The following is a 20,613-nucleotide window of genomic DNA, read 5'->3' as shown; positions in this document are numbered from 1 at the left end:
GCGTCTTATTCAGCCGGTTCGACAGCCCGTGCGCCGCCATATTGATAATAGGCCGCGCAGGCGCCTTCGGAACTGACCATCAGCGCCCCCAGCGGCATTTCCGGCGTGCAGCCTTTGCCAAACTGTGGACATCCGGTCGGCTTCAACCGCCCCGTCATCACCGCACCACAGGCACAGCCTTCGGGTTCCTGAACACTGCGCTCTCCGGCCGCATATCCGATGCCGAATTTTTCCTCGGCGTCGAAGGGGCTGTATTTGGCGCGAATCCGCAGACCGGAATGATCAATCTCGCCCAGTCCGCGCCACTCGAACGACGGGCGCGTTTCATAGACATCCGCGATTGCCGCAATGGAAACCGGATTGCCATGTTCGGGCACGACACGGGCGTATTGGTTTTCGACCTCGGCCCGTCCATCGCGGATCTGTTGCAGCACCATCAGCACCGATTGCAGCAGATCGAGCGGCTCGAAGCCGGCAACCACGATGGGTTTGCCATAGTCTTGTGCAATGAAATCATACGGGTGCGTGCCGATCACCATCGAGACATGGCCCGGCCCGACAAACCCGTCCAAAAGCATATGAGGATCATCCAGAAGCGCCTTGATCGGAGGCGGCACGGTGATGTGATTGCAAAACACCGAGAAATTGGTCAGCTCTTCGCGCGCGGCCTGTTGAATCGAAAGCGCGGTCGAGGGCGTCGTGGTTTCAAAGCCAAGACCAAAGAAAACCACCTCGCGCTCGGGGTTGCGCCGCGCCAGTTCAAGCGCGTCCAAGGGAGAATAGACCATGCGGATATCCGCGCCGGCGGCCTTGGCCTGAAGCAGCGATGTCTTGGTGCCGGGCACGCGCATCGCATCGCCAAAAGTGGTAAAGATCACCTCGGGACGCGCGGCGATCTGCACGCATTCATCGACCCGCGCCATCGGCAAAACGCAGACCGGACAGCCCGGCCCGTGGATGAACTCAACGCCGTCAGGCGTCAATTTGTCCAACCCGTAGCGAAAGATCGCGTGGGTATGCCCGCCGCAGATTTCCATGATGTGAACGGGTTTTTCGCTGGTGGCGCCAATCTCGTCCGTCAGATCGGCGATACGGGCCAGCAGCGCCTTGGCGGCTGTGGGGTCGCGAAATTCATCTGCGTATTTCATGCCTCCACCTCCAGTGCCTTTTGACCTTGGGCCATCGCCTCGAGCGCCTCTTGCGCTTCGCCCAGATCGCGCAGCGCTTGCAGCGTCGCTTCGGCCTCGTCCTCGTCGATCAGGGCCATGGCAAACCCCACATGAATAAGCGCCCACTTGCCGATGAGATCCTCCATCGCGCCGCTCAGGACGGGGGCCACATTGACCGCGCGACGCACACCGGAAACATCGGCCATCGCCATCTGACGCGCGGGATCGGTGATCGCGATGATCTGCCCCGGAATTCCCAGACACATGGCTAGTCCTCCTCTTTAACGGTTGCGGTTTGACGCTTGGGCTCGATCAACCCATAGCGTTCGATTTTCGCGCGCAGACCCACCCGCGAAAGACCAAGCTCGGCCGCGGCCCGACTTTTGTTCCATTTCAAACGGGTCAGGGTTTCCCGCAGAATACGCATTTCGATCAGTTCCACCCGATCCTTGAGTGTCCCGCTGCCCACCAGAACCTGATCCACCGCCGTTTCGCTTTCAGGTAGTGGGCTGGCCTGCAGAATGTGACGCGAAATCAGTTCCGGCCCGAGGATCGCATCTTGCGAAAAGATCAACATATGGGTCATTTCGTTTTCCAGTTCGCGCATGTTTCCGGGCCAGTCATAACCAGCCAGAAACAGGATCGCGTCATCTGAAAGCCCGCTCACCGGCTTGCCATGACGGTCTGCGGCCTCGAACAAAAACGTCTGGGCCAATATGGCAAGATCATCGGAACGCTCGCGCAATGGCGGAACTGTCAAACTCACCTTGGAGAGCGCATAGTACAGCTCGGAATTGAACTTGCCGCGCTCCACCTCGGCGCGCAGATCGCGGTCTGCCCCGATCAACAGGCGAACCTGCGAATGCAGGATCTCGTGCCCGCCAAGCGGGCGAAACGCCCCATCGCGAGCAGCGCGCAGAAGCAGGAGTTGCAAGCGCGGCGACAGATCGGCGACCCCCGACAGATACAACGTGCTGCGATCCGCCTTTTGAAACAGCCCCATCTTGTGCGCCACGAGCCCGGGAACCGCACCACGGCGCGCCCCGAAAAGTTCGACCTCCAGAATATCATCATCAACAGACGAACAATCGAACTCGAAATAGGGTTTGTCCGAGCGCAGGGAGCTGTAATGCATCGCCCGTGCCAAGAGCCGCTTTCCCGTCCCCGGCTCGCCCGTCAGGATGACCGGCACGTCGAATGTCGCGAACTGGCGCGCCTGTTCGACCACCGCGTTCATCGGTGAATTCGCCGCGCGCAAGACGGTGTCAAACCCCAGACCCTCGCGCAGGGCCTTGCGCTGCACCTCCAGCTTGATCTCGACCGAGCGCGAAAGATAGCGCATTTCCAGCGACATGCGATCATGCTCGCGCGCCAGTCGAAAAAGATCGGCGGCATTTTTCGCCACCATCATCAGGTGATCGGGATGCCATGGTTTTGTCAGAAACTGATAGATCCCCGCCTCGTTGATGGCGGTGATCATATCACTGGATTCCGTGTAGCCCGTGATGATGATCCGAACCGTATCGGGCCATGTCTCACGCACTTCGGTCAGGAATTCGACCCCGGTCGTGCCCGGCATCCGGTGATCGCAAAACACCACCTGAACAAAGTGGTCCTGCATCAACCGGCGCGCCTCATCCGCGTTCGGCGCCGTCAGGATATCGAACTCGTCTTCCAACGCCATACGCATCGCGGCGAGGCTGTGTTCCTCATCATCGACCAGAAGCAGCGTGGGAAGGGTGTCAGCCATCCCTCAGACCCCGGCCCCGGGTTTCGCCGCCAACCGATCCCGCAGCCAGGCAACCCACGCCTGCATCCCCTCGCCCGTGCGGGCCGAGATGCGCAGGATTTCGATGCCGGGATTCACCCGTCTCAGATTGGCCTCGTAAAGATCAAGATCCACATCGCAATAGGGGGCCAGATCGACCTTGTTGAGAAGCGCGATTTCGGACACGGTGAACATATCCGGGTATTTCAGCGGTTTATCTTCGCCCTCGGTCACGGAGATCACCGCCACCTTGCAATCTTCGCCCAGATCGAACCCCGCCGGGCACACAAGGTTTCCGACATTCTCGATGAAAAGCATCGCGTTTTTCTCAAGCGACAGATGCTCCATCGCATGGCCCACCATATGCCCGTCAAGGTGACAGCCCTTGCCGGTATTGACCTGCACCGCCTTGGCCCCGGTTGCGCGGATGCGTTCGGCATCGTTGGCGGTTTGCTGATCGCCCTCGATCACGGCCAAGGGCTGATCTCCCAGCATCTCGATGGTCTTGCACAACAGCGTGGTCTTGCCCGAACCGGGAGACGACACAAGATTGATCGCGAAGGCGCCCAGCCCAGAGATCACAGCCCGGTTCGCATCGGCGTAGCGGTCATTCTTGGCAAGAATATCGGTTTCGATCTCGATCAAACGCTCTTGGGTCATGCCCGCAACTTCAACACCTGCCGGGCCATGGCCAAAATGAATATCATGGCCGTGATGATGGTGATGGCCATGCTCATGACCGTGATCGTGCGAATGACCATGATCATGCGCGCCATGCCCCTCAACGCTCGCCGTTCCGCATCCACACACGTTACACATCAGAGCACCTCCAAATCCTTGATCCGCATTTCATCGCCCCCTACAGGCATCAGCTTGCCACCGCCACAATCCGGGCAACAGTCCAGCCGGTTTTCAATCGAGACTTCTTTCAGACAGTCGTAGCACATCGCCCGCCCCGGCAGGTCGATCATCACCAAAGCGGCCCCTTCGGCCACCGAGCCACGCATGACCACGTCAAAGGCAAATTCCAGCGCGGGCTTTTCCACCCCGGCAAATTTTCCGATTTCAAGGCGCACGGTTTTCACTCCCGTGAAGCCGTTTTTCACCGCGGCCTCCTCGATCACCGAGCGCACCCCTTCGCACAGCGACATCTCATGCATGTCCTTGCCCTCCCTTGAGGGTCACCGGGCTGCAGGGGTCGAGGCAATCAAGCACCAATCCCGCAAGATGATGTTTGCCCCCCGGCAGGCTGGCAAGGGATTGGGCCAGAATACCGTTCGGGGCCAGCATGTGATCCGTCGGGGTGACCCGCTCGAACCGAGAGACGACGCCATCCATCGCCTGCGCGCGCAGCGCATAGATCCCGCGCGACGCGGGAACAATCGCCCAGCCATTTTCCAGACGCCTCGGCTTGGGCAGTTCCTTGGTCAAACAAGCCTCAAGATCCAGAAGCCGCGCCACGGCGCGCCACAGCGGCCCGCGCCCCTTCAGTCTTTGCACCACCAACAATAGCGGGTGAACGAAATGACGCGCCGCAATCGAATTTTCGCACGCCTGCGCCCTGGGCAAGTCTTCATCCGCGACCAAAGGCACGTTGGCAACCGCCTCGCCGTTCTCAAAAATGCCATGCAAGCCTTTGAAAACAGGCGCAAACCCCGTCCCGGACTCGAGATAGGCTTCGAAACTCTCCAGCGTTGTCGGCATCTGTTGCGGCAAGAACCAAGCGCCCCCTTGCGCAATCGGCAGTGGGTCGAGCCCAAGCTGTCGGGGCAGCATGACCCCGAGGCGCAGGAGATGATCGCGCACGAAATCCTCGGCAAGATGGGGACGCATCGCCTCTTCAAGCGGCAAACCAAGCGCCAGCCGTATCGCCACATCCTGAGACCCGCGGCACAGGTTGAACAGGCGCGGGATCAGCTTCACGACCTCCTCGACCGGCTTGCCAATCACAAGCTGCGCCACCGGCAGGGCCGGTGCCGTCGTGGCTGTGAGTGGCGCGGTGAGTGTCATCAATTACTCCGCTTCAGCCTCGGTTTCGGGCGCAATATCGGGCTTTTCGCTCAGGCCCGCAGTCAGAACCTGACGCCGGGTCGGGGCACTGTTCAGGTCTTGCGCCTGCGCTTCGGCCTCGGCCTGTTCGCGCGCTTCGAAAGCAGCGATTTCGTCCTCACGGGCGGCGCGGATATCGGCACTGCGATCGGTCTCGGCACGGTGTTCGTCCTGAAAAAGCGCAACCATCACAGCACGGGCCACTTCGACCGCCTGCGCCTGCGTCTTGAACTCGCCCATGGGCGAAAACAGCGAACAGGCCTTGTAGCCCCCGGTTTGTTCGCGGGTATTATGGATGAACTCGTAATCGCCCGAGGGGAAAGCGAGCACTTCCTTCTCTCCCGCTGTGAGAGCAGACCAATCCTCACCCTCGGCCGGCAGCTGGACCAGGTTCATGAACCAGGGCGAGATCAGAACGCCCAAGGGGCGCCCCCCCTGTTCTAGAAACCCGACGGCCTGCACATGCAGCACCTTGTTGACCATCGGCACGTCGCGCATTTTCCCATGCCAGACTTCGGTGAAATCCGTCACCAAGGCTTCGGTTTTGCGCGACAGCCGCGCGGCGGCCAGCATGGCGTCCGAGCCGGGATCTTCCGAGACCAGAAACTGCTCTTTCGGGGCGTCGCAATTGGGGCATTTCCAATCATCGGGCAGGGCCAGAAACGGCGTCCCGGGAAGAACCTGACGGGTATCATCGCCCTCGGCCGGGTCATAGGGAGTCCAGCAGATCTTGCACTCCATGATCGCCAGATCGGAAATCTTGTCATTGGCCCCCAGGTAAGAGCCCTCGAAACCGCCTTGCGCGCTCATTGGATCGCCTCCAGCACTTCTTGAATGCGCTCCCCGCTATCGACCAGATCTTCGGCGGCAGCCAGCGCCACCTCGGGCATCTCGGTCACCTCAAAGGTATCAAGGATCAGCGTATCCATCGAATTGAAGAATTGCACCCGCCAGACATTGACCAACGCCGTCGCCGTGACCCGGCAATTGCCATAGCCGCGCGAAAGGATATCCCCCGCCCCCTGCCCGAGCGCCTCATCAAGCCAGTCCAGATCCTGTTCCGTATGCGGCAGGAGCGTCAGGTTCACGACATGCACCTCGGCGCCCGGCGTTAAGCGGGCGGACCTATCCATCAGCTCCACCAAAAGCGGCGGCGCGTTCACGACCCCGGGTTGGCGCGGTGTCGCGGACAGCCCGGCCTGCTTGCGCGGCTCGAACGCGCGCACACGCACCAGGTGCGGTACGTCGCCGACCTCGATCACGTCCATCCCGGCGGCCTTGAGCATCCAGACCCCCGCAAACACGCTTTCCTGTATCGCAATGGCGGGAATGCCGTGCAGCTTCATCGCCACCTCCCCCGCGCCCATCGTCTCGGCGATCAGTGCGCGATTGGCGGCATCAAGGATCGAAAGATCAAACTCTGCACCCTGCCCGGTTTCGCCAGCCGTTGCGCAGGCGGCGGCAATCTGGGCCAGAAGATCAAGCGCGGGGTTGAGGTGATCATCAACCTCGACCTCGGGCAGATGGGTCGTGTAGGTGCGCATATCCTGCGGCATCGGCAGGAATTCCAATTCGGCCCCGTCCTCTTCAGGCGGCTGCGACCCGGGGCCGAACCCCACGGGCGGGAGCTGGAAATTGTTGACCATCGGTTTCTCTCCCTCAAGCGATTTGCGGTGTCGGAATGGTCAGGATCTGGGCGATCCGCGCCATGTAATCGTCCCAGTCGCGCACCTTTGGAAGTCCGGCAAGGAACTGCCCGTCGCGGTAAAACAGCAGCGACGGAGTCTTGAGCACTTTCGTGGCCTCGCGCAGGCTGGCCTCGATCGCGTCATCCACGACGGCGCAGTCAAACACCCCCTGAAAGGCTAGCTTCAACTCCGGCAGGATCACGGCCACATCCGCGGTCTCAAGATTGCGTTTCGCATCCCCCGGAATGAACAGCACATGCGTGCCCGGCCGCGTGGTGAACTCCAATACGTCGTGATCATTGCCAAGCACGGGCCAGCCGAACTCTGTTGTCAGTCGATCAATGAGCGGGTGGCTCATGCGGTGGTCTCCCCTTTGTCCAGCGCGGCTTGCAAATGCGGCGGAAGCTGTGGCGTTCTGTCGTCAAGATCCGAGAACGCATCTCCCAACCCGTGCCCCTGCATCAGGTCAGCGATCCCGCGCAGGGCCTTGCGAATTTTCAACGCCTCGTCCACGGGCAGCACTTCGCGTGCGGTGCCAAGAAACGTCAGGATCCATGTGCCGGGCTCAAGCGGCCCGGTGAGAGCCAAGTCGATCAGGTGATTTTCCACGCCATCAAAGGCGGTTGCCGCAAGCTCTTCACGCGCGACGATCTGCATCGGGATACCAAGACACATCTCAGGCGTCCTGCGGCAAGAAGCGATCATCACCGATGCGGCAGGCCTCATCTTCCGAGGGGCGCCCCTGTTCATAGGCCGCGCGCAAGATCGAGGGATCGGCCAGATCGCGGCTATCGGTGCGCCCTTCGCGCACCTCGATCCCCAGTGACCGCAGCTTGTCCACCGCAATCTCCAAAGCAGGATCAATCTGGGCCGCCACGACGGCGCGCAGGCTGCCGCCGTAATCTTCGATTTCTTCGGGCTGGCACCCAATCAGGATCAGGCGTTCGGGGCAGTAGCCCATCAACTGCGCGGTGGCGATGACATCCTGAAAACCGGTCTGATGCAGCGACATTTTTTTGGCCCCCATGAAGGCGGGCACATCGTCATCCTCAACGATTTTCAACGTTCCGGGTTCAAGCCCGTAGTCGACAGCATCAAACACGAGAAGCGTGTCGACCTCTTCGAGAAACGGCAAAAGATACAGACCCTGCGTGCCACCATCGAGCAGCCTCACGTCGGGGCCAAACCCACGGGTTTCGGCAAGCCGTTCGACACAGCGCACGCCAAACCCCTCATCCGCCCAGAGAACATTCCCGATTCCGAGAACCAGAACCTTAGCCGACATGGTGCGCCCTCCCTCGCTCTGCACCATCCTTCGGCGTTCCGCCGGGTCGTTGGAGGGTTGCAGTCCATTCTGTCCGTTGAAGGAGCGTAGGCTGTCGGGTTTCCAACTTCACGCTTTTTCCAATATGCGACGAAATGCCTCTTACCCATTGAAAATGCATATATTTCCGGCGCTTTTGGCAGGTTTTACCCCTCACAAGATGGAAGGTTATCTTCCATCTAGGTCATATTTCGGTAAGATAATAAGCAGAAAAGGCGAGCAGAGCCCGCCTTTTCCATAGGTTCTGAAGTTACGACAGGGGAAAGGGAACCACCTGCGCAGGCTTCAGTCCTTGAAGGTCCGTGTCCCGGAAATCATCGTCGAGACCATAGATTGGCGCGACATGATGTCTTCGCGGATCGCGGCATAGATGTGGATGATCATAAAGATCACGATGAACCACATACCCAGATGATGGACCGAATGCACGATCTGGCTGTTACCAAAGAGGGTCAAAACCCACCCCGCCGCTTGATCGGGCAATGAGCCCTGCCCTGCACCTTCGGAATAAAGCGCCCAACCGGTGAGGATCATGAAGCTGAGCCCGATGGTCATGAACATGAACATGGCGATTTGGGCGAGCGGGTTATGGCCAACGTATTTCTTCGGCATCTTTTCAAGAAACGCATACCATCTGAGTTCGATCAGCACCTCTTTCCACCAGCTCTTTCGCCAGACCGGCACATAGAACAACTGTTTGGCATGTTGATTGCCGACCATTGCACAATAGATGCGCCCGAAAAAACCTACGGTCAGGATCATCCCGGCAGCGAAATGCGCGAACCGCATATAGCCCATGACAAACTGAAACGTGGCCTCAGCAAAATCCATTGACGGCAAAGGCGAGGCGATGAACCAGCCCGTGAAGATCAGCACCGTGATTGCGAGGGCGTTCAGCCAATGCCACAGGCGCACAGGCCATTCGTAAACAAAGACCGAGGTCTGGGTGCGTATGCTGTCGATATCCGCTTGCGATGCATCGCCCGTAAGACGCGGGGCCGCGCCGCGCCCGGGCCGTTCGGAATTGGCCGCGTTCAAGGAGGTGTCCGACATGGCTCATTCCTTGTTGCGCGTGGATTTGCGGCGAACGACCGCGGCGAAAACAAGCCATGCGACAGCGATCGCCGCAGCGGCCATCGCAATGTGCATTTCCGCGTGCCCCGCCGGACCGGGCAGGGTTGCGTGTCCCGAATGCGCCAGTGCCGGTGATGCCATGAGTGACAAAAGTGCGATAATTTTCTTCATGATACGCCCTCCTCCTAACGTACTTTTACATTGGTCAACACGGCGCCATCGGGCGACATCACATGGGTCGAGCAGGCCAGACAGGGGTCGAAAGAGTGCAGCGTGCGCAAGATCTCGACCGGCTCGTCCGGGCGCTCCATCGGCGTGTTCATCAGCGAAGCTTCGAACGCGCCGATATTGCCTTGGGTGTCGCGTGGGCTGCCGTTCCAGGTGGTTGGCACGACGCATTGATAGTTTTCGATGCGCCCATCCTTGATCTTGATCCAATGGCCCAACGCACCGCGCGGCGCCTCGGTCATGCCGACGCCTTTGGCCTCCGCAGGCCAGGTGCTTGGGTCCCATTTTTCGACGTTCGCGGTCGAGCTGTCACCGTTCTTGATATTGGAGATCAGCTTGTCAAAGAAGTGCTTTTGCAGTCGCGAGCAATATTCGGATTCCAACGCGCGGGCCGCGGTGCGCCCCAAAGTGGAATACAGCGCCTCGACCGGCAGATCCATCGTGCGCAAAAGCCCATCGACCTGGTTGGTGATGTCCTCATGCCCCTTGGCATAGCCCACGATGTAGCGTGCCAGCGGCCCCACTTCCATCGCATGGCCTTTCCACCGTGGAGCCTTGATCCAGCTGTATTTCGCAGCCTCGTCGATCTCCTGGATATTGGTGCGTGTGCCCTTGGCATTGGGACCGAGTTCATATTGTGGCTCGGTGATGCCATCCCAAGGGTGCAACCCCTTGCCCGGCTCGCCATAGGTATACCAAGAATGATCGACAAATTCCTGAACCTGTTCAGGGTCGCGCGGATCGACATCATGCACGACGGACATGTCGCCATTGACGATTGCACCGCGCGGCAGGTGCAGGTTTTCCGCCGAGAAGTCATTGGGATGTTCGGGAATATCCCCATAGGCCAGACAGGCCTGCGACGACAGTCCACCACCGTATAGCCAGTTCTTGTAAAAGCCCCCGATGGCGATCACATCCGGGATATAGACGTTGCGATTGAACTCATGCGTCTGCTCGATGATCGAGGAGACGAGGTTGAGGCGTTCCATGTTGATCGCACCGACGCCGCCGACACCATCGACATTGATCGGGCACGGCACGCCACCCACCAACCAGTTCGGGTGCGGGTTCTTGCCGCCAAAGATGGTGTGAACCTTGACGATCTCTTTTTGCAGATCAAGCGCCTCAAGGTAGTGGGTCGTCGCCATCAGATCGGCTTCGGGCGGCAGTTTATAGGCCGGATTGTCCCAATAACCGTTCTTGAACAGGCCAAGCTGGCCGCTCTCGACGAATTTTTTCAGGCGGTTCTGCACGTCGCGGAAGTATCCAGGGGAGGACAGCGGATGCGACGGAGAAACCGCCTGCTGCAGCTCTGACGTGGCCTTGGGGTCGGCCTTGAGGGCGTTAATGGGATTCACCCAGTCAAGCGCATGCAGATGGTAAAAGTGTACGATATGGTCGTGAATTTCCAACGCAAGCTGCATCAGGTTGCGGATCGAATTCGCGTTGTCCGGGATCTGGATGCCCAGCGCATCTTCGACCGCGCGCACGGAGGTCAACGCATGGGTGCCCGTGCAGACACCGCAGATGCGTTCGGTAAAGGCCCAGGCATCCCGCGGATCACGCCCCTTGAGGATCACCTCAAGCCCGCGCCACATCGTGCCGGTAGAGACCGCGTTGCGGATCACGCCGTTTTCATCGACGTTCACTTCGCAGCGCATGTGACCTTCGATCCGGGTGACCGGATCAACGACGATGCGCCGGCCGGTGTTGTCGAGGTCATACCCATTGGGAGTTGCGACCATGGGTTACGCCTCCTCTTTCTTGTCTTGAGTTTTGCGTTGAGCGGCCTTGAGCGCAGACACAGCCGCATGGGCTGCGACACCTGCGCCAACCACTCCGGCGGCGACCATGCCGACCTTATCGGCGTTCGCCTCGACCCCGAACTGTGTCAGGTCGGTTACCCGGTTATAGAACGACCCCTGATCCCAGAATCCATCTTCCGAGCAGCCGATACAGCCGTGGCCGGATTGGATCGGGAAGGAAACGCCCTCGTTCCAGCGCACGGTCGAACAGGCGTTATAGGTCGTTGGACCCTTGCAGCCCATCTTGTACAGGCAATAGCCCTTGCGCGCGTTTTCATCGTCCCAATGTTCGACAAACTGGCCGGCGTCGAAATGCGGGCGGCGATAGCATTTGTCGTGGATCCGCTGGGAATAGAACATCGCCGGGCGACCTTGCCGGTCCAGTTCCGGCATCCGGTCAAAGGTCAGCATGTAAGTAATCACGCCGGTCATCACCTCGGCAATGGGCGGACAGCCGGGCACCTTGATGATCGGCTTGTCGGTAATGACCTTGTGCACCGGGGTGGCGCGTGTCGGGTTGGGCTTTGCCGCCTGCACACAGCCATAAGACGCGCAGGCCCCCCAGCTGATGATCGCCTTGGCATGTTCGGCGGCATGTCTGAGCTGCTCAACAAAGGGCTTGCCGCCGATGATGCAATACATCCCATCCTCGTTCAGCGGCGGGTTGCCCTCGACCGCGAGGATGTAGTTGCCCTTGTATTTCTCAATCGTCTCTTCAAGCGCCGCCTCGGCCTGATGCCCCGCCGCCGCCATGAGTGTATCGTCATAGTCGAGGCTGATCATCGACAACACGACATCCTTGGCCAAGGGATGCGCCGAACGGATGAAGCTTTCCGAACAGCAGGTGCATTCCAGCCCGTGCACCCAGATCACCGGCGTGCGCGGCTTGGTCTCCATCGCATGGGCGATCTTGGGGACGAATGACGGCGACAGCCCCAATGCCGCGGCCGTCAGCGAGCAATATTTCATGAACGAGCGGCGCGTGATCCCCTGGCGCCGCATCACGTCATAAAACGTTTCGATCTGAGTGGTGTCTTTGCCCACCGAGCGTCCCTCCCTTTGGTCTTCCCGGCTACGTAGACGGGTCTTCGATCCTCAGCATGGCAGGCCGGATCGCATGGTCCAAAGGAAAGCACCGCCTTTTCAGAACGGATCTTTCTGTCAGCTTTTCAAGGTCTTATGTGAATATCATCGCAGCACTATCGGTGAGTGACTTTCCGCCCGCCCCCGCGATCGGAAAGCGCGTTACCGCCCGTCACAGATGCCGCGCCGCCGCAACCAGCGCCTGACCGAAAGCGAGTCCGCCATCATTCGCCGGCGTTTTCCTATGGATCAAAACGGGAACATCCCCCAGCGCCTTCACCGTCAGATCCAGCAAAAGCGCGTTCTGGAAACACCCGCCCGAAAGCGCCACCGCGCGGGCCTGTCGTGTCGCCACCAAAGCACGGGCTTGCTCGGCAAAAGCCTGTGCCAGCGAGGCGTGGAAAGTATAGGCAAGCTCCGAAGCATCCTTGTCGCCTTGGGCGACAAGACGGAACAAAACCGCAGGATCAATTGCGCCGCCAGTGACGGGCAAGCCAAGCGCCCGACTCTGAGCAGAGGTCGCCAAGGCCTCCAGCCGCATCGCGGCCTCGCCCTCGAAAGACTGCGGGCCATCAAAGCAGGTCACAGCCGCAAAGGCATCAAACAGCCGCCCCGCTGATGAGGACATCGGCGCATTGAGACCATTTTCCGCCGCGCGACGCAGCATCTCCAGCGGCGCATCAGGCCAAGCCTTATCGGCAAAATCCCCTAGACCCGCCTGATCCAGCCGCATCAGCGCATTTCGCCACGGCTCTTTTTGTGCCATATCCCCGCCGATCAAGGGGGCCGGTTTCAGCCACGCCCAGCGCTCGAAACTCCGATAGTCGCCCAGCAGAACCTCGCCGCCCCAGATCGTTCCATCCGCGCCAAGACCAAGGCCATCCAGCACGATCCCGGCAACCTTGCCACCATTAAGCGGCCAAAGGTTTTCCCCCATGCAAGCCACCATATGGGCATGGTGGTGTTGCACCTCTTCCACCGGAAGCCCCTTGGAGCGGGCATGTTGCGAGGCGCGGAAATCCGGGTGCAGATCACAGGCCACCCGATCCGGGTGATGATCAAACAGCGCCGCGTAATCCGCATCCGCTTTGAGAAAGGCGTCATAACTGAGCGCATCATCCAGATCCCCCAGATGATGCCCCAAAAGCGCTTGCCCTTCTTTCACCAGACAGAGCGCCCCTTTCATCTGCCCGCCATAGGCCGCGATCTGGGGCGCGGCGTCGAACCCTTGCGGCAAGGGCAACGTCCCCGGAACCCGCCCGCGCGCGCGGCGCACCACCATCGGCCCCTGCGGCGTGATCCGTTCGACCGAGTCATCCAGCCGCCGCGCGATCTCGCGGTCATGCATCACGAAAGCATCGGCAAACTGCGCAAGCTTGTCGCGCGCCTCGTCATTGCCGATCACCTGCGGCTCACCCGACAGGTTTCCCGAGGTCATCACCAAAGGCCCGCCAAACCGCGCGATCAACATATGGTGCAAAGGGGTATAGGGCAGCATCCACCCCAGCGTCGCCTGCCCCGGCGCGATGCCGTCAGGTGAGTGATGAGCATCGAGCAAGACAATCGGCGCCGCCGGATCTTGCAGCAGCGCCAGTTCGTTGTCCGTAGGCGCACACCACGCTTCGATCATCTCCACCGTGCCCATCAAGGCAAAGGGCTTGGCAGGCCGGTGCTTGCGGGCGCGCAGGGTTGCGACAACCTGCACATTCAACGCACCGCAGGCTAGGTGAAAGCCGCCAAGCCCCTTGATCGCGAGGATTTTCCCAGCCTGTAACAGTGTGACAGCATCCTTGATCGGATCGCGCCCGCTTGCGGGTTCAAGCCAGATCTTAGGGCCACACTCGGCGCAGGCGATGGGCTGGGCATGAAAGCGGCGGTCCTCGGGGGTTTCATATTCGGCCCGACATGCCGCGCACATCTTGAACGGGGCCATTGTCGTATTGGCGCGGTCGTAAGGCAGGCTTTCAACGATAGTGAAACGCGGCCCGCAATGGGTGCAATTGGTAAAGGCATAGCCTGCGCGACGTTGCGCCGGGGTGAACACCTCGGCCACGCAGGCCTCGCATGTGGCCGCATCCGGCGTCACGCGTGTGCGCGCCGCCCCCCCTTTCGAGGCAACAATGGAAAACCCATCCGCCGCGCCCGAGATCTCGCAAACCTCGACCGCGTCAATGCGCGCAAGCGGTGGCAATTCCGCGCGCAAGCGGGCCTCAAACCCCGAGGCCTCCCCGAACAGGCGGATCAAGACGCCCTGCGCGTCATTGCACACATCCCCGGACAGCCCCATGTCGCGTGCCAAGCGCCAGACAAAGGGGCGAAACCCGACCCCCTGTACCTGTCCGCGCACCCGGATCTCAACGCCGCGCGCCATCTCAGTGCACCGTACAAACCATGCAGGGATCAAACGAGCGTACGATATGCTGCACCGAAACGGGCGTGTCTTCGCCCGCGCGCACGGACGCCCCCACCAGCGCCGCCTCAAGCGGACCCGGCACGCCATGGCGATCGCGCGGCGAGAAATTCCAAGTCGTCGGCGCGATGATCTGATACGAGGAGATCAGCCCGTTTTCGACCTTGATCCAATGCCCCAAAGCGCCGCGCGCCGCCTCGACCATACCCACACCCGCGCCCTCTTTCGGCAATTTGACCTGACGCATGAACGGTTCGCGCACGTTGATCGAAGCCAAGAGGCGCTCCATCTCGATCTGGCTGCGCGCCAGTTCCAACAGGCGCCCAACCACGCGCGCGCGGACCGATCCCTCGCGCGCCAAGGCCACGGCAAGCGGATGTCCGTCGATTGCCTGCCGCGCAAGCGCGCCGGTTTCATGGGGCACACCGCCCAGTCGCGGCGCCTTGCACCAACTATAGGCGTCCTCGCGCATGTCCTCATCGGGCATCGTCATGCCTTGCGAGGGATGCGCATCTGCGCCCAGCATCCACGAACTGGGAATCTCTTCGACGATGTCGCGCTGATCGAGCAGCCCCGCGACGCCATCACACAGGATACCGCGTTGAAACAAAGGCCCGCTTGGCAGGGGATAGGCTCCGAAGGACAGATATTTCCCGGCCCCGATGCCTGAGGTGTCGAGAGACAAATCATCGGAAATGGACAGGAACAGCGCCAGATCGCCACTGCTCCAGCCTGACAACTGTTCGATCTGTGTCAGGTCAACAAAGGCCTCAAGCGGCGCGCCAAACACGACCTCTTCCAGATAGCTCCGAAACGCAGCCAGATCGGCACCGATACGCACCTTGTCGCGCGCCGTTGGCGCATAGGTGACGCCGCCGGGCTGAATGGCTAGGGTATGGGGCCATTTCCCGCCCAGAAGCCCGACGATATGCATCAGTTGCGTGCGCGCCTCGGTTGCGCGTTTGAGCGCACTGCCCTTGAGCGCGGTAAAGCGGGTCACGGCGCGGTCAAACCACGGGCGGTCACTGTAAATGGGGCGCGCAAAGTCGGGCATGAAGAACAGGTTGAAATGCATCAGGTGGTCGGACACGTTTTCGACCATATGCAAAAGCTGCGCCACCTTGGCCCCCTCTGGCGCGGGGGATACTTGGGCCAGATCGGCCAGCGCATGGGCCGCCGCCATGGACTGGCTGATCGAGCAGATGCCGCAAATACGCGGCGTGATGGTCAAGGCATCCATCGGCCCCTTGCCTTGCAGGATCATTTCGAAGCCGCGAAACAAGGGCGAATTGGCATAGGCGGCACGGACGCGCCCGTCCGCGACCTCGAGCCGTATCTCCAGATCCCCCTCCACCCGGTTAAACGGCCCAACAAGCAGCGTGGTGGCGTCAGTCATGTTTACGGCTTTTCACTGAGGGGGGCACAATGATCCGATCGGACGTGGCATTCTTGGCCACCCGTGCGGGCGTGGCGCGTTTGGACAAAGAGGCAAGCGCCATGAACCAGGCCTTGGGCATATCGGTGGGCAGCCCGACCGGAATTCCTGCGAATTTTGGCGTCTGGGTAAATCCGTGGCCGGGCTCTTCGAATTCGGGGGCGGTGCAGTTGATGCAGGGATAGCCCGCGCGGGTGCAGCTTCCCTCGCCATTCCAGAGCCGGATGTTGCAATCGCCGACCGCCTGCGTTCCGATGCAGCCCAGATGCTCCATCATGCAGCCGATTTGCGACAGTTCCTCTGCCGAGGCCTTGTATTCGTAAAACTCGTTCTTGGGGCAGGCGTGATGCACCAGCGTGTCGGTGTAAAAGCGCGGACGGGCGTAGATATCCAGATCGTCAGCGCCCAATTCCCCTTGCGACAGCAACAGCAGGGTCTCGGCCACCCAATCGGGGTGTATCGGACAGCCCGAGATATTGATCACCGGCAAACCGGAGCGCGCCCGAAACGACGCAGGCAAGGCAGCCCCCGCATGTCGCCCGTCATATTGCAGCCCCGTCGCATCTGCGGGATTGTCCCCCGCCGACGTCACACCGCCATAGGTGGCACAGGTGCCGACCGCGATGACATGCTCAGCCTTGGGGGCAAGGCTTTGCACCCAATCCAGCATCGAGCGCCCGGTGCCCGCCAACATGTGATAGCGCCCCGTGTTTTTGGGCCCATGCACGATCGAACCTTCGACACAAAGGATATCCAGCTTTTGCGCACCGCTCTCGACCGCCTCCAGCAGGCGGCACACCTCTGCCCCGGAGGCCTCGGAAAGCGAGGGATGCCAGAGGAATTCCAACCCCGCCGAGGCGAACAGATCGAACAGGTTCGGGCTTTCCGCGCAGAGCAGCGACATGGTGCACCCGCCGCAGCCCGCCGATTGCAGCCAGAGGATATTCACGACGCATCCCCCCGCTTGAGCATCAGGCGGAAACAGGCCCCCGGCGCACCATCGGAAACATAGGTGAGAGACCCACCATGTTCCTCGGCAATCTTGAGAGAAATCGACAGGCCAAGCCCCGTGCCCTGCCCCACCTCCTTGGTCGAGAAGAAGGGGTCGAAAATCGCTGCACGCAGGTCTTCCGGCACACCGGGGCCATTGTCACAGACCTGCAGCACCGCGAACTCATCCTGATAGGACAATTTCACACGGATTTCCGGGGCCTCCACGCCCTGCATCGCATCGGCCGCATTCTGCATCAGGTTCATGATCACCTGTTGCACATGCCCCTGACGCCCCATCGCCAAACAGTGGCTTTCGCCCTCCACGCTGATCTTCATCTCGTTTTTCAGGCCGCGCTTGACCCAATCCGCACCGATCATAGCCGTCTGGCGCAAGTCAAAGACCGTCACCTCGCCCGAGCCGTCCGACGACAATCGACGCAGATCCTCGACAATATCGCGCACGCGTTCCGATCCATCCCGCGCGCCTTCGATGGCCACGCGCAGGTTTTTCAGATCCCGTTCAAGGCGCAATTCCGAACGCAGCGCCACCAACTCCTCGCGGCTTGCGCCGTCCTGGACCCGTTCGAAATAGGCCTCGAACCGATCAAGGTATTTCTGAAGACTGTGCGTATTGGCATAAACAAAGGAAATCGGGTTGTTCAGCTCATGCGCCACCCCGGCCAGAAGCCGCCCGAGAGAGGCCAGTTTCTCGGTTCGCACAAGCTGGGTCTGAGCTTGCTTCAAGCTCTCATGGCTTTGTTCAAGCTCCTGATAGGCGCGGCGCAATTCGCCCAATGGCCGCCCGGTCAGGATGATCCCGCTCAGCCGTTTGCGCCGATCCAGACGCGGAGCCACGCGAAAATCAACCGGGCTCGCCCCGGCGCGGGTCACCAGATCGGCCTCGAACGTTCTTTCCTGTTTGGTTTTCGCCAGATCGGTCATGACATCCCTCATGCGCTGGCACATCTCGCCCTCGAAAAAGCTAACGATCGGGCGCCCCAACAAAGCGTCTTTGTCGCGACCAATCGCGTCGCAAAAGGACCGGCTGACATCGGCGACGACCCCGTCCTTGTCCGTCACCACGAGGTAATCGGAGATCGAACTCATGATTGATCCAAGGAACGCCCGCATGCTCGACAATTCCGCGTTGCGCGCCTCGAGCTGCTCTTGGTAATCGACCAGCTCGGCATAGGTTTTGTCCACGGCATCAAGCACATCAACCCAGGCCGCGTCATCAAATCCGCTGCCCAGATCGCCACCCACGCGAGATGAAACCGTTGCCATACCCTGTGCCTCCATATCTAAGCCTGTCAGGCCAGGATCAGCGGCGCAACAGGAGAATGGCCCATCAACCGCAGCAAAGATGCAGCTTCTACCGGGGTGTCCACTCCTTCACACCAGTGTCTGTGCATGGAAAATTCGAGACCACTTCAGAGCGTTGCTGAACCTATCGGTGAGCGGGAGTCGCCCAAGGCAGATCACCGGCCCTCGCAGGCTGCCCAAAGGACACACTGGCCCGAACCAGCGCCCCCTGCCCCTGATCCCGCGCAAGTCTTTTGGAATCACAAGCCGGGCGGAATCCCGCCCCCTGCAACCAATGTTACAACATTGACGCGGACAAAGGCCCGTCGGCGCAAAAATTCTATTTATTTTCAAAATGTTAGAGTGGTGCGGGTGAAGGGACTCGAACCCCCACGCCTAGGCGCCAGAACCTAAATCTGGTGCGTCTACCAATTCCGCCACACCCGCACTCGGCGCGGCCCCAGCCGCGCGATCAGCGCCTCTTAGCAAAGCTTCACAAACGATGCGAGGAAAAACCGCGCCTTCCGGGGACCGTTGTTGTCCCCTAGAGCCCAAGAGATCGAAACACAGTCGGCAACGCTTCGGGCAGGTCTTCTGCGATCAGGCCGGGACCAAAGGCGCGCGCCGCCTCCACATGCAGCCATGCCGCCGTCTGCGCCGCTTGCATCGGGTCAAAGCCGCGCGCCAGCAACCCGGCGATGAGGCCGGCCAGCACATCGCCCGACCCCGCCGTCGCCAGCCAGGGTGCGGCCCGCTCATAACTGGCGGCATTCACCGCACAGCGCCCGTCGGGGGCCGCGATCACCGTGTCCGGCCCCTTGAACAGCACCACGCAGCCCGCGCGCGCGGCGGCCTCTCGCGTTGCATCCACCTTGGAATAGGCCGGACCACTGCGCGCCAGCGCGGCCAGACGCGCGGCAATATCGGGGAACAACCGCGCGAACTCCCCCCCGTGAGGGGTCAGAACGCACCCTGCATGCAGCGCGCCGAACAATGCCGGATCGCGCCCGATCAGCGTCAGCGCGTCGGCGTCCAGAACGACCGCCCTCCGGCTCACCAACGCCGTGGCGACAAGCGCGCGCGCCCGATCCTCCAGACCCAACCCCGGCCCCAGACACAGCGCCGTCAGTCGCGCGTCTTCCAACACTGTGGAAAGCGCCGAAGCATCTGCCACCCGTCGCAGCATCAGGGCAGTGATCTGACAGGCGATTTCCTGCTGTGCCGCTGGCGGCACCCCCAGTGTCACCAGCCCCGCGCCAACCCTGAGCGCGCCGCGCGCCGCCAACCGCGCGGCGCCGGTGCGCCCCGAGCCGCCCGACAGGACCAGCGCATGACCCTGGGCATATTTGTGCGTTTGCCGGTCCTTGCCCAAGCCGCCCAGCCCGCTGCGCAGCACCAGTCGAACCGCCCTATTGTCGCTGTCCGCCGTCGCGGTCGCAGGCGTTTTCGCAAGGCGCTCCAACCCGATGCTCTTGACCACGACCTTGCCACATAGGCGCGGACCATCCGCGAGCCGGTGACCCAGCTTTTCCGCGTGGAACGAAACGGTCAGATCGGCGCGGATCTCGACGACCTCCCGGTTTGGATCGCCCCCCGTCAAACGCTTGCCCGAGTCGGCGCAGACCCCGCTGGGGATGTCGATCGCGACGACCCGCGCGCCCCGTCCGCGTCCTGCCGCCGCCTGCGTCGCCCGACCAAAGGCGTTGAGCCCCTCCACCGGGCGCGAAAGCCCGGTTCCGAACAACGCATCGACCAGCAGCGTGCTTTCACCGGACAGATCGGGCGCAAAACCGCCCTCCCCCGCATCGACATAGCGGGACACCGTGCCAAGCGTCCGCCAGCGGTCGTAATTCGTCTTTGCATCTTTGGGGAGCGCCCCGGCCTCGCCATACAGGAACACCTCGACCTCCCAGCCCAGCACATGCAACAGCCGCGCCACCACGAATCCGTCGCCGCCATTATTGCCCGGCCCGCACAGGATGATGGCCCGCAGCGGCGCAACCTGAAGTTCCGGCCAGACATCGAACATCGCCGCGACGACGCCACGCCCCGCACGCTCCATCAATTCCAGCCCGGTCACATCCCCTGACCCAATGGCGGCCTGTTCGACTGCGCGCATCTGGGCGGCACTCAGCAATCTGATCATGGCTTTCTCCTGAAGATTCAAAACCGCTTATTTTTTACTCATACTGGCTAAAATTTACTCGCAGCCAATTTTTCCGCAACCCGCCCCACCGTCCCATACCGGTATCTGATTGTAGCCGATATTTAGAAGTGATCTG

20 protein-coding genes and 1 tRNA gene are annotated in these 20,613 nt (G+C 61.1%); all 21 read right to left on the bottom strand.

The genetic code is table 11. The features are described 5' to 3' along the window. Positions 1-5: 5 nt before the first annotated feature. The 21 genes from hypD to E1B25_RS04775 all read right to left on the bottom strand — a co-directional run bounded on the left by hypD (position 6) and on the right by E1B25_RS04775 (position 20,477). Positions 6-1,148 carry a hydrogenase formation protein HypD gene (gene hypD / locus E1B25_RS04875; protein WP_132827546.1) on the bottom strand — a complete coding sequence of 381 codons (1,143 nt, stop codon included), beginning with the start codon at positions 1,146-1,148 and terminating at the stop codon, positions 6-8. Next, positions 1,145-1,435 carry a HypC/HybG/HupF family hydrogenase formation chaperone gene (gene hypC / locus E1B25_RS04870; RefSeq protein WP_132827545.1) on the bottom strand — a complete coding sequence of 97 codons (291 nt, stop codon included), beginning with the start codon at positions 1,433-1,435 and terminating at the stop codon, positions 1,145-1,147. The genes hypD and hypC overlap by 4 nt, the downstream gene beginning before the upstream one ends. A gap of 2 nt (positions 1,436-1,437) precedes the next feature. Then, entirely contained in the window at positions 1,438-2,919 is a 1,482-nt protein-coding gene (locus E1B25_RS04865; protein WP_132827544.1) for a sigma-54-dependent transcriptional regulator, read from the bottom strand. A gap of 3 nt (positions 2,920-2,922) precedes the next feature. Beyond that, entirely contained in the window at positions 2,923-3,756 is an 834-nt protein-coding gene (hypB, locus tag E1B25_RS04860) for a hydrogenase nickel incorporation protein HypB (RefSeq protein ID WP_132827543.1), read from the bottom strand. Beyond that, positions 3,756-4,097: a hydrogenase maturation nickel metallochaperone HypA gene (gene hypA / locus E1B25_RS04855; protein ID WP_132827542.1), complete on the bottom strand. Its 342-nt coding sequence runs from the start codon at positions 4,095-4,097 to the stop codon at positions 3,756-3,758. Before hypA ends, hypB begins: the two co-directional genes overlap by 1 nt. Further along, the gene (locus E1B25_RS04850) at positions 4,090-4,947 is read right to left on the bottom strand and encodes a hydrogenase expression/formation protein HupK (protein ID WP_132827541.1); all 858 of its coding nucleotides are present in this window, start codon (positions 4,945-4,947) and stop codon (positions 4,090-4,092) included. Before E1B25_RS04850 ends, hypA begins: the two co-directional genes overlap by 8 nt. A 3-nt stretch (positions 4,948-4,950) precedes the next feature. Next, positions 4,951-5,796 (bottom strand): [NiFe]-hydrogenase assembly chaperone HybE, encoded by an 846-nt coding sequence (hybE, locus tag E1B25_RS04845; RefSeq protein WP_132827540.1) that lies wholly within the window; start codon positions 5,794-5,796, stop codon positions 4,951-4,953. Continuing rightward, positions 5,793-6,632, bottom strand: coding sequence for a hydrogenase expression/formation protein (locus E1B25_RS04840; RefSeq protein WP_132827539.1), 840 nt, complete (start codon positions 6,630-6,632; stop codon positions 5,793-5,795). Before E1B25_RS04840 ends, hybE begins: the two co-directional genes overlap by 4 nt. A gap of 13 nt (positions 6,633-6,645) precedes the next feature. Continuing rightward, the gene (locus tag E1B25_RS04835) at positions 6,646-7,032 is read right to left on the bottom strand and encodes a thioredoxin domain-containing protein (protein ID WP_132827538.1); all 387 of its coding nucleotides are present in this window, start codon (positions 7,030-7,032) and stop codon (positions 6,646-6,648) included. Next, positions 7,029-7,349, bottom strand: a complete 321-nt coding sequence (locus E1B25_RS04830) for a HypC/HybG/HupF family hydrogenase formation chaperone (RefSeq protein WP_132827537.1) — start codon at positions 7,347-7,349, stop codon at positions 7,029-7,031. Before E1B25_RS04830 ends, E1B25_RS04835 begins: the two co-directional genes overlap by 4 nt. Position 7,350: 1 nt before the next feature. Further along, a complete protein-coding gene (locus tag E1B25_RS04825) occupies positions 7,351-7,959 on the bottom strand; it encodes a HyaD/HybD family hydrogenase maturation endopeptidase (protein ID WP_132827536.1) in 609 nt (202 codons plus the stop codon). A gap of 324 nt (positions 7,960-8,283) precedes the next feature. Next, complete coding sequence (cybH, locus tag E1B25_RS04820) at positions 8,284-9,051, bottom strand: Ni/Fe-hydrogenase, b-type cytochrome subunit (protein ID WP_132827535.1); 768 nt, start codon at positions 9,049-9,051, stop codon at positions 8,284-8,286. Positions 9,052-9,054: 3 nt separating this feature from the next. Continuing rightward, entirely contained in the window at positions 9,055-9,243 is a 189-nt protein-coding gene (locus E1B25_RS04815; protein WP_132827534.1) for a hypothetical protein, read from the bottom strand. 14 nt (positions 9,244-9,257) lie between these two features. Next, positions 9,258-11,048, bottom strand: coding sequence for a nickel-dependent hydrogenase large subunit (locus tag E1B25_RS04810; protein WP_132827533.1), 1,791 nt, complete (start codon positions 11,046-11,048; stop codon positions 9,258-9,260). 3 nt (positions 11,049-11,051) lie between these two features. Next, positions 11,052-12,152 carry a hydrogenase small subunit gene (locus E1B25_RS04805; RefSeq protein ID WP_280960241.1) on the bottom strand — a complete coding sequence of 367 codons (1,101 nt, stop codon included), beginning with the start codon at positions 12,150-12,152 and terminating at the stop codon, positions 11,052-11,054. Between the two features lie 211 nt (positions 12,153-12,363). After that, complete coding sequence (hypF, locus tag E1B25_RS04800; RefSeq protein ID WP_132827532.1) at positions 12,364-14,562, bottom strand: carbamoyltransferase HypF; 2,199 nt, start codon at positions 14,560-14,562, stop codon at positions 12,364-12,366. A 1-nt stretch (position 14,563) separates the two neighbouring features. Further along, on the bottom strand, positions 14,564-15,997 hold the full coding sequence (locus tag E1B25_RS04795) for a nickel-dependent hydrogenase large subunit (protein ID WP_132827531.1): 1,434 nt from the start codon (positions 15,995-15,997) through the stop codon (positions 14,564-14,566). Beyond that, positions 15,990-16,985 carry an NADH-quinone oxidoreductase subunit B family protein gene (locus E1B25_RS04790; protein WP_132827530.1) on the bottom strand — a complete coding sequence of 332 codons (996 nt, stop codon included), beginning with the start codon at positions 16,983-16,985 and terminating at the stop codon, positions 15,990-15,992. The genes E1B25_RS04795 and E1B25_RS04790 overlap by 8 nt, the downstream gene beginning before the upstream one ends. Continuing rightward, positions 16,982-18,313: an ATP-binding protein gene (locus E1B25_RS04785; protein WP_132827529.1), complete on the bottom strand. Its 1,332-nt coding sequence runs from the start codon at positions 18,311-18,313 to the stop codon at positions 16,982-16,984. Before E1B25_RS04785 ends, E1B25_RS04790 begins: the two co-directional genes overlap by 4 nt. 382 nt (positions 18,314-18,695) lie before the next feature. After that, positions 18,696-18,778 (bottom strand) — tRNA-Leu (locus E1B25_RS04780). 97 nt (positions 18,779-18,875) lie between these two features. Continuing rightward, on the bottom strand, positions 18,876-20,477 hold the full coding sequence (locus E1B25_RS04775; protein WP_132827528.1) for an NAD(P)H-hydrate dehydratase: 1,602 nt from the start codon (positions 20,475-20,477) through the stop codon (positions 18,876-18,878). Positions 20,478-20,613 lie beyond the last annotated feature (136 nt).

The sequence above is a fragment of the Antarcticimicrobium sediminis genome (assembly GCF_004348975.1).
Lineage (GTDB): Bacteria > Pseudomonadota > Alphaproteobacteria > Rhodobacterales > Rhodobacteraceae > Antarcticimicrobium > Antarcticimicrobium sediminis.
This window is presented reverse-complemented; position numbering and strand designations above follow the sequence as displayed.

Excerpts from the sequence above, each read along its gene's own strand:
- hypD (WP_132827546.1), bottom strand. The coding sequence starts at position 1,148 with ATGAAATACGCAGATGAATTTCGCGACCCCACAGCCGCCAAGGCGCTG.
- hypC (WP_132827545.1), bottom strand. The coding sequence starts at position 1,435 with ATGTGTCTGGGAATTCCGGGGCAGATCATCGCGATCACCGATCCCGCG.
- E1B25_RS04865 (WP_132827544.1), bottom strand. The coding sequence starts at position 2,919 with ATGGCTGACACCCTTCCCACGCTGCTTCTGGTCGATGATGAGGAACAC.
- hypB (WP_132827543.1), bottom strand. The coding sequence starts at position 3,756 with ATGTGTAACGTGTGTGGATGCGGAACGGCGAGCGTTGAGGGGCATGGC.
- hypA (WP_132827542.1), bottom strand. The coding sequence starts at position 4,097 with ATGCATGAGATGTCGCTGTGCGAAGGGGTGCGCTCGGTGATCGAGGAG.
- E1B25_RS04850 (WP_132827541.1), bottom strand. The coding sequence starts at position 4,947 with ATGACACTCACCGCGCCACTCACAGCCACGACGGCACCGGCCCTGCCG.
- hybE (WP_132827540.1), bottom strand. The coding sequence starts at position 5,796 with ATGAGCGCGCAAGGCGGTTTCGAGGGCTCTTACCTGGGGGCCAATGAC.
- E1B25_RS04840 (WP_132827539.1), bottom strand. The coding sequence starts at position 6,632 with ATGGTCAACAATTTCCAGCTCCCGCCCGTGGGGTTCGGCCCCGGGTCG.
- E1B25_RS04835 (WP_132827538.1), bottom strand. The coding sequence starts at position 7,032 with ATGAGCCACCCGCTCATTGATCGACTGACAACAGAGTTCGGCTGGCCC.
- E1B25_RS04830 (WP_132827537.1), bottom strand. The coding sequence starts at position 7,349 with ATGTGTCTTGGTATCCCGATGCAGATCGTCGCGCGTGAAGAGCTTGCG.
- E1B25_RS04825 (WP_132827536.1), bottom strand. The coding sequence starts at position 7,959 with ATGTCGGCTAAGGTTCTGGTTCTCGGAATCGGGAATGTTCTCTGGGCG.
- cybH (WP_132827535.1), bottom strand. The coding sequence starts at position 9,051 with ATGTCGGACACCTCCTTGAACGCGGCCAATTCCGAACGGCCCGGGCGC.
- E1B25_RS04815 (WP_132827534.1), bottom strand. The coding sequence starts at position 9,243 with ATGAAGAAAATTATCGCACTTTTGTCACTCATGGCATCACCGGCACTG.
- E1B25_RS04810 (WP_132827533.1), bottom strand. The coding sequence starts at position 11,048 with ATGGTCGCAACTCCCAATGGGTATGACCTCGACAACACCGGCCGGCGC.
- hypF (WP_132827532.1), bottom strand. The coding sequence starts at position 14,562 with ATGGCGCGCGGCGTTGAGATCCGGGTGCGCGGACAGGTACAGGGGGTC.
- E1B25_RS04795 (WP_132827531.1), bottom strand. The coding sequence starts at position 15,997 with ATGACTGACGCCACCACGCTGCTTGTTGGGCCGTTTAACCGGGTGGAG.
- E1B25_RS04785 (WP_132827529.1), bottom strand. The coding sequence starts at position 18,313 with ATGGCAACGGTTTCATCTCGCGTGGGTGGCGATCTGGGCAGCGGATTT.
- E1B25_RS04775 (WP_132827528.1), bottom strand. The coding sequence starts at position 20,477 with ATGATCAGATTGCTGAGTGCCGCCCAGATGCGCGCAGTCGAACAGGCC.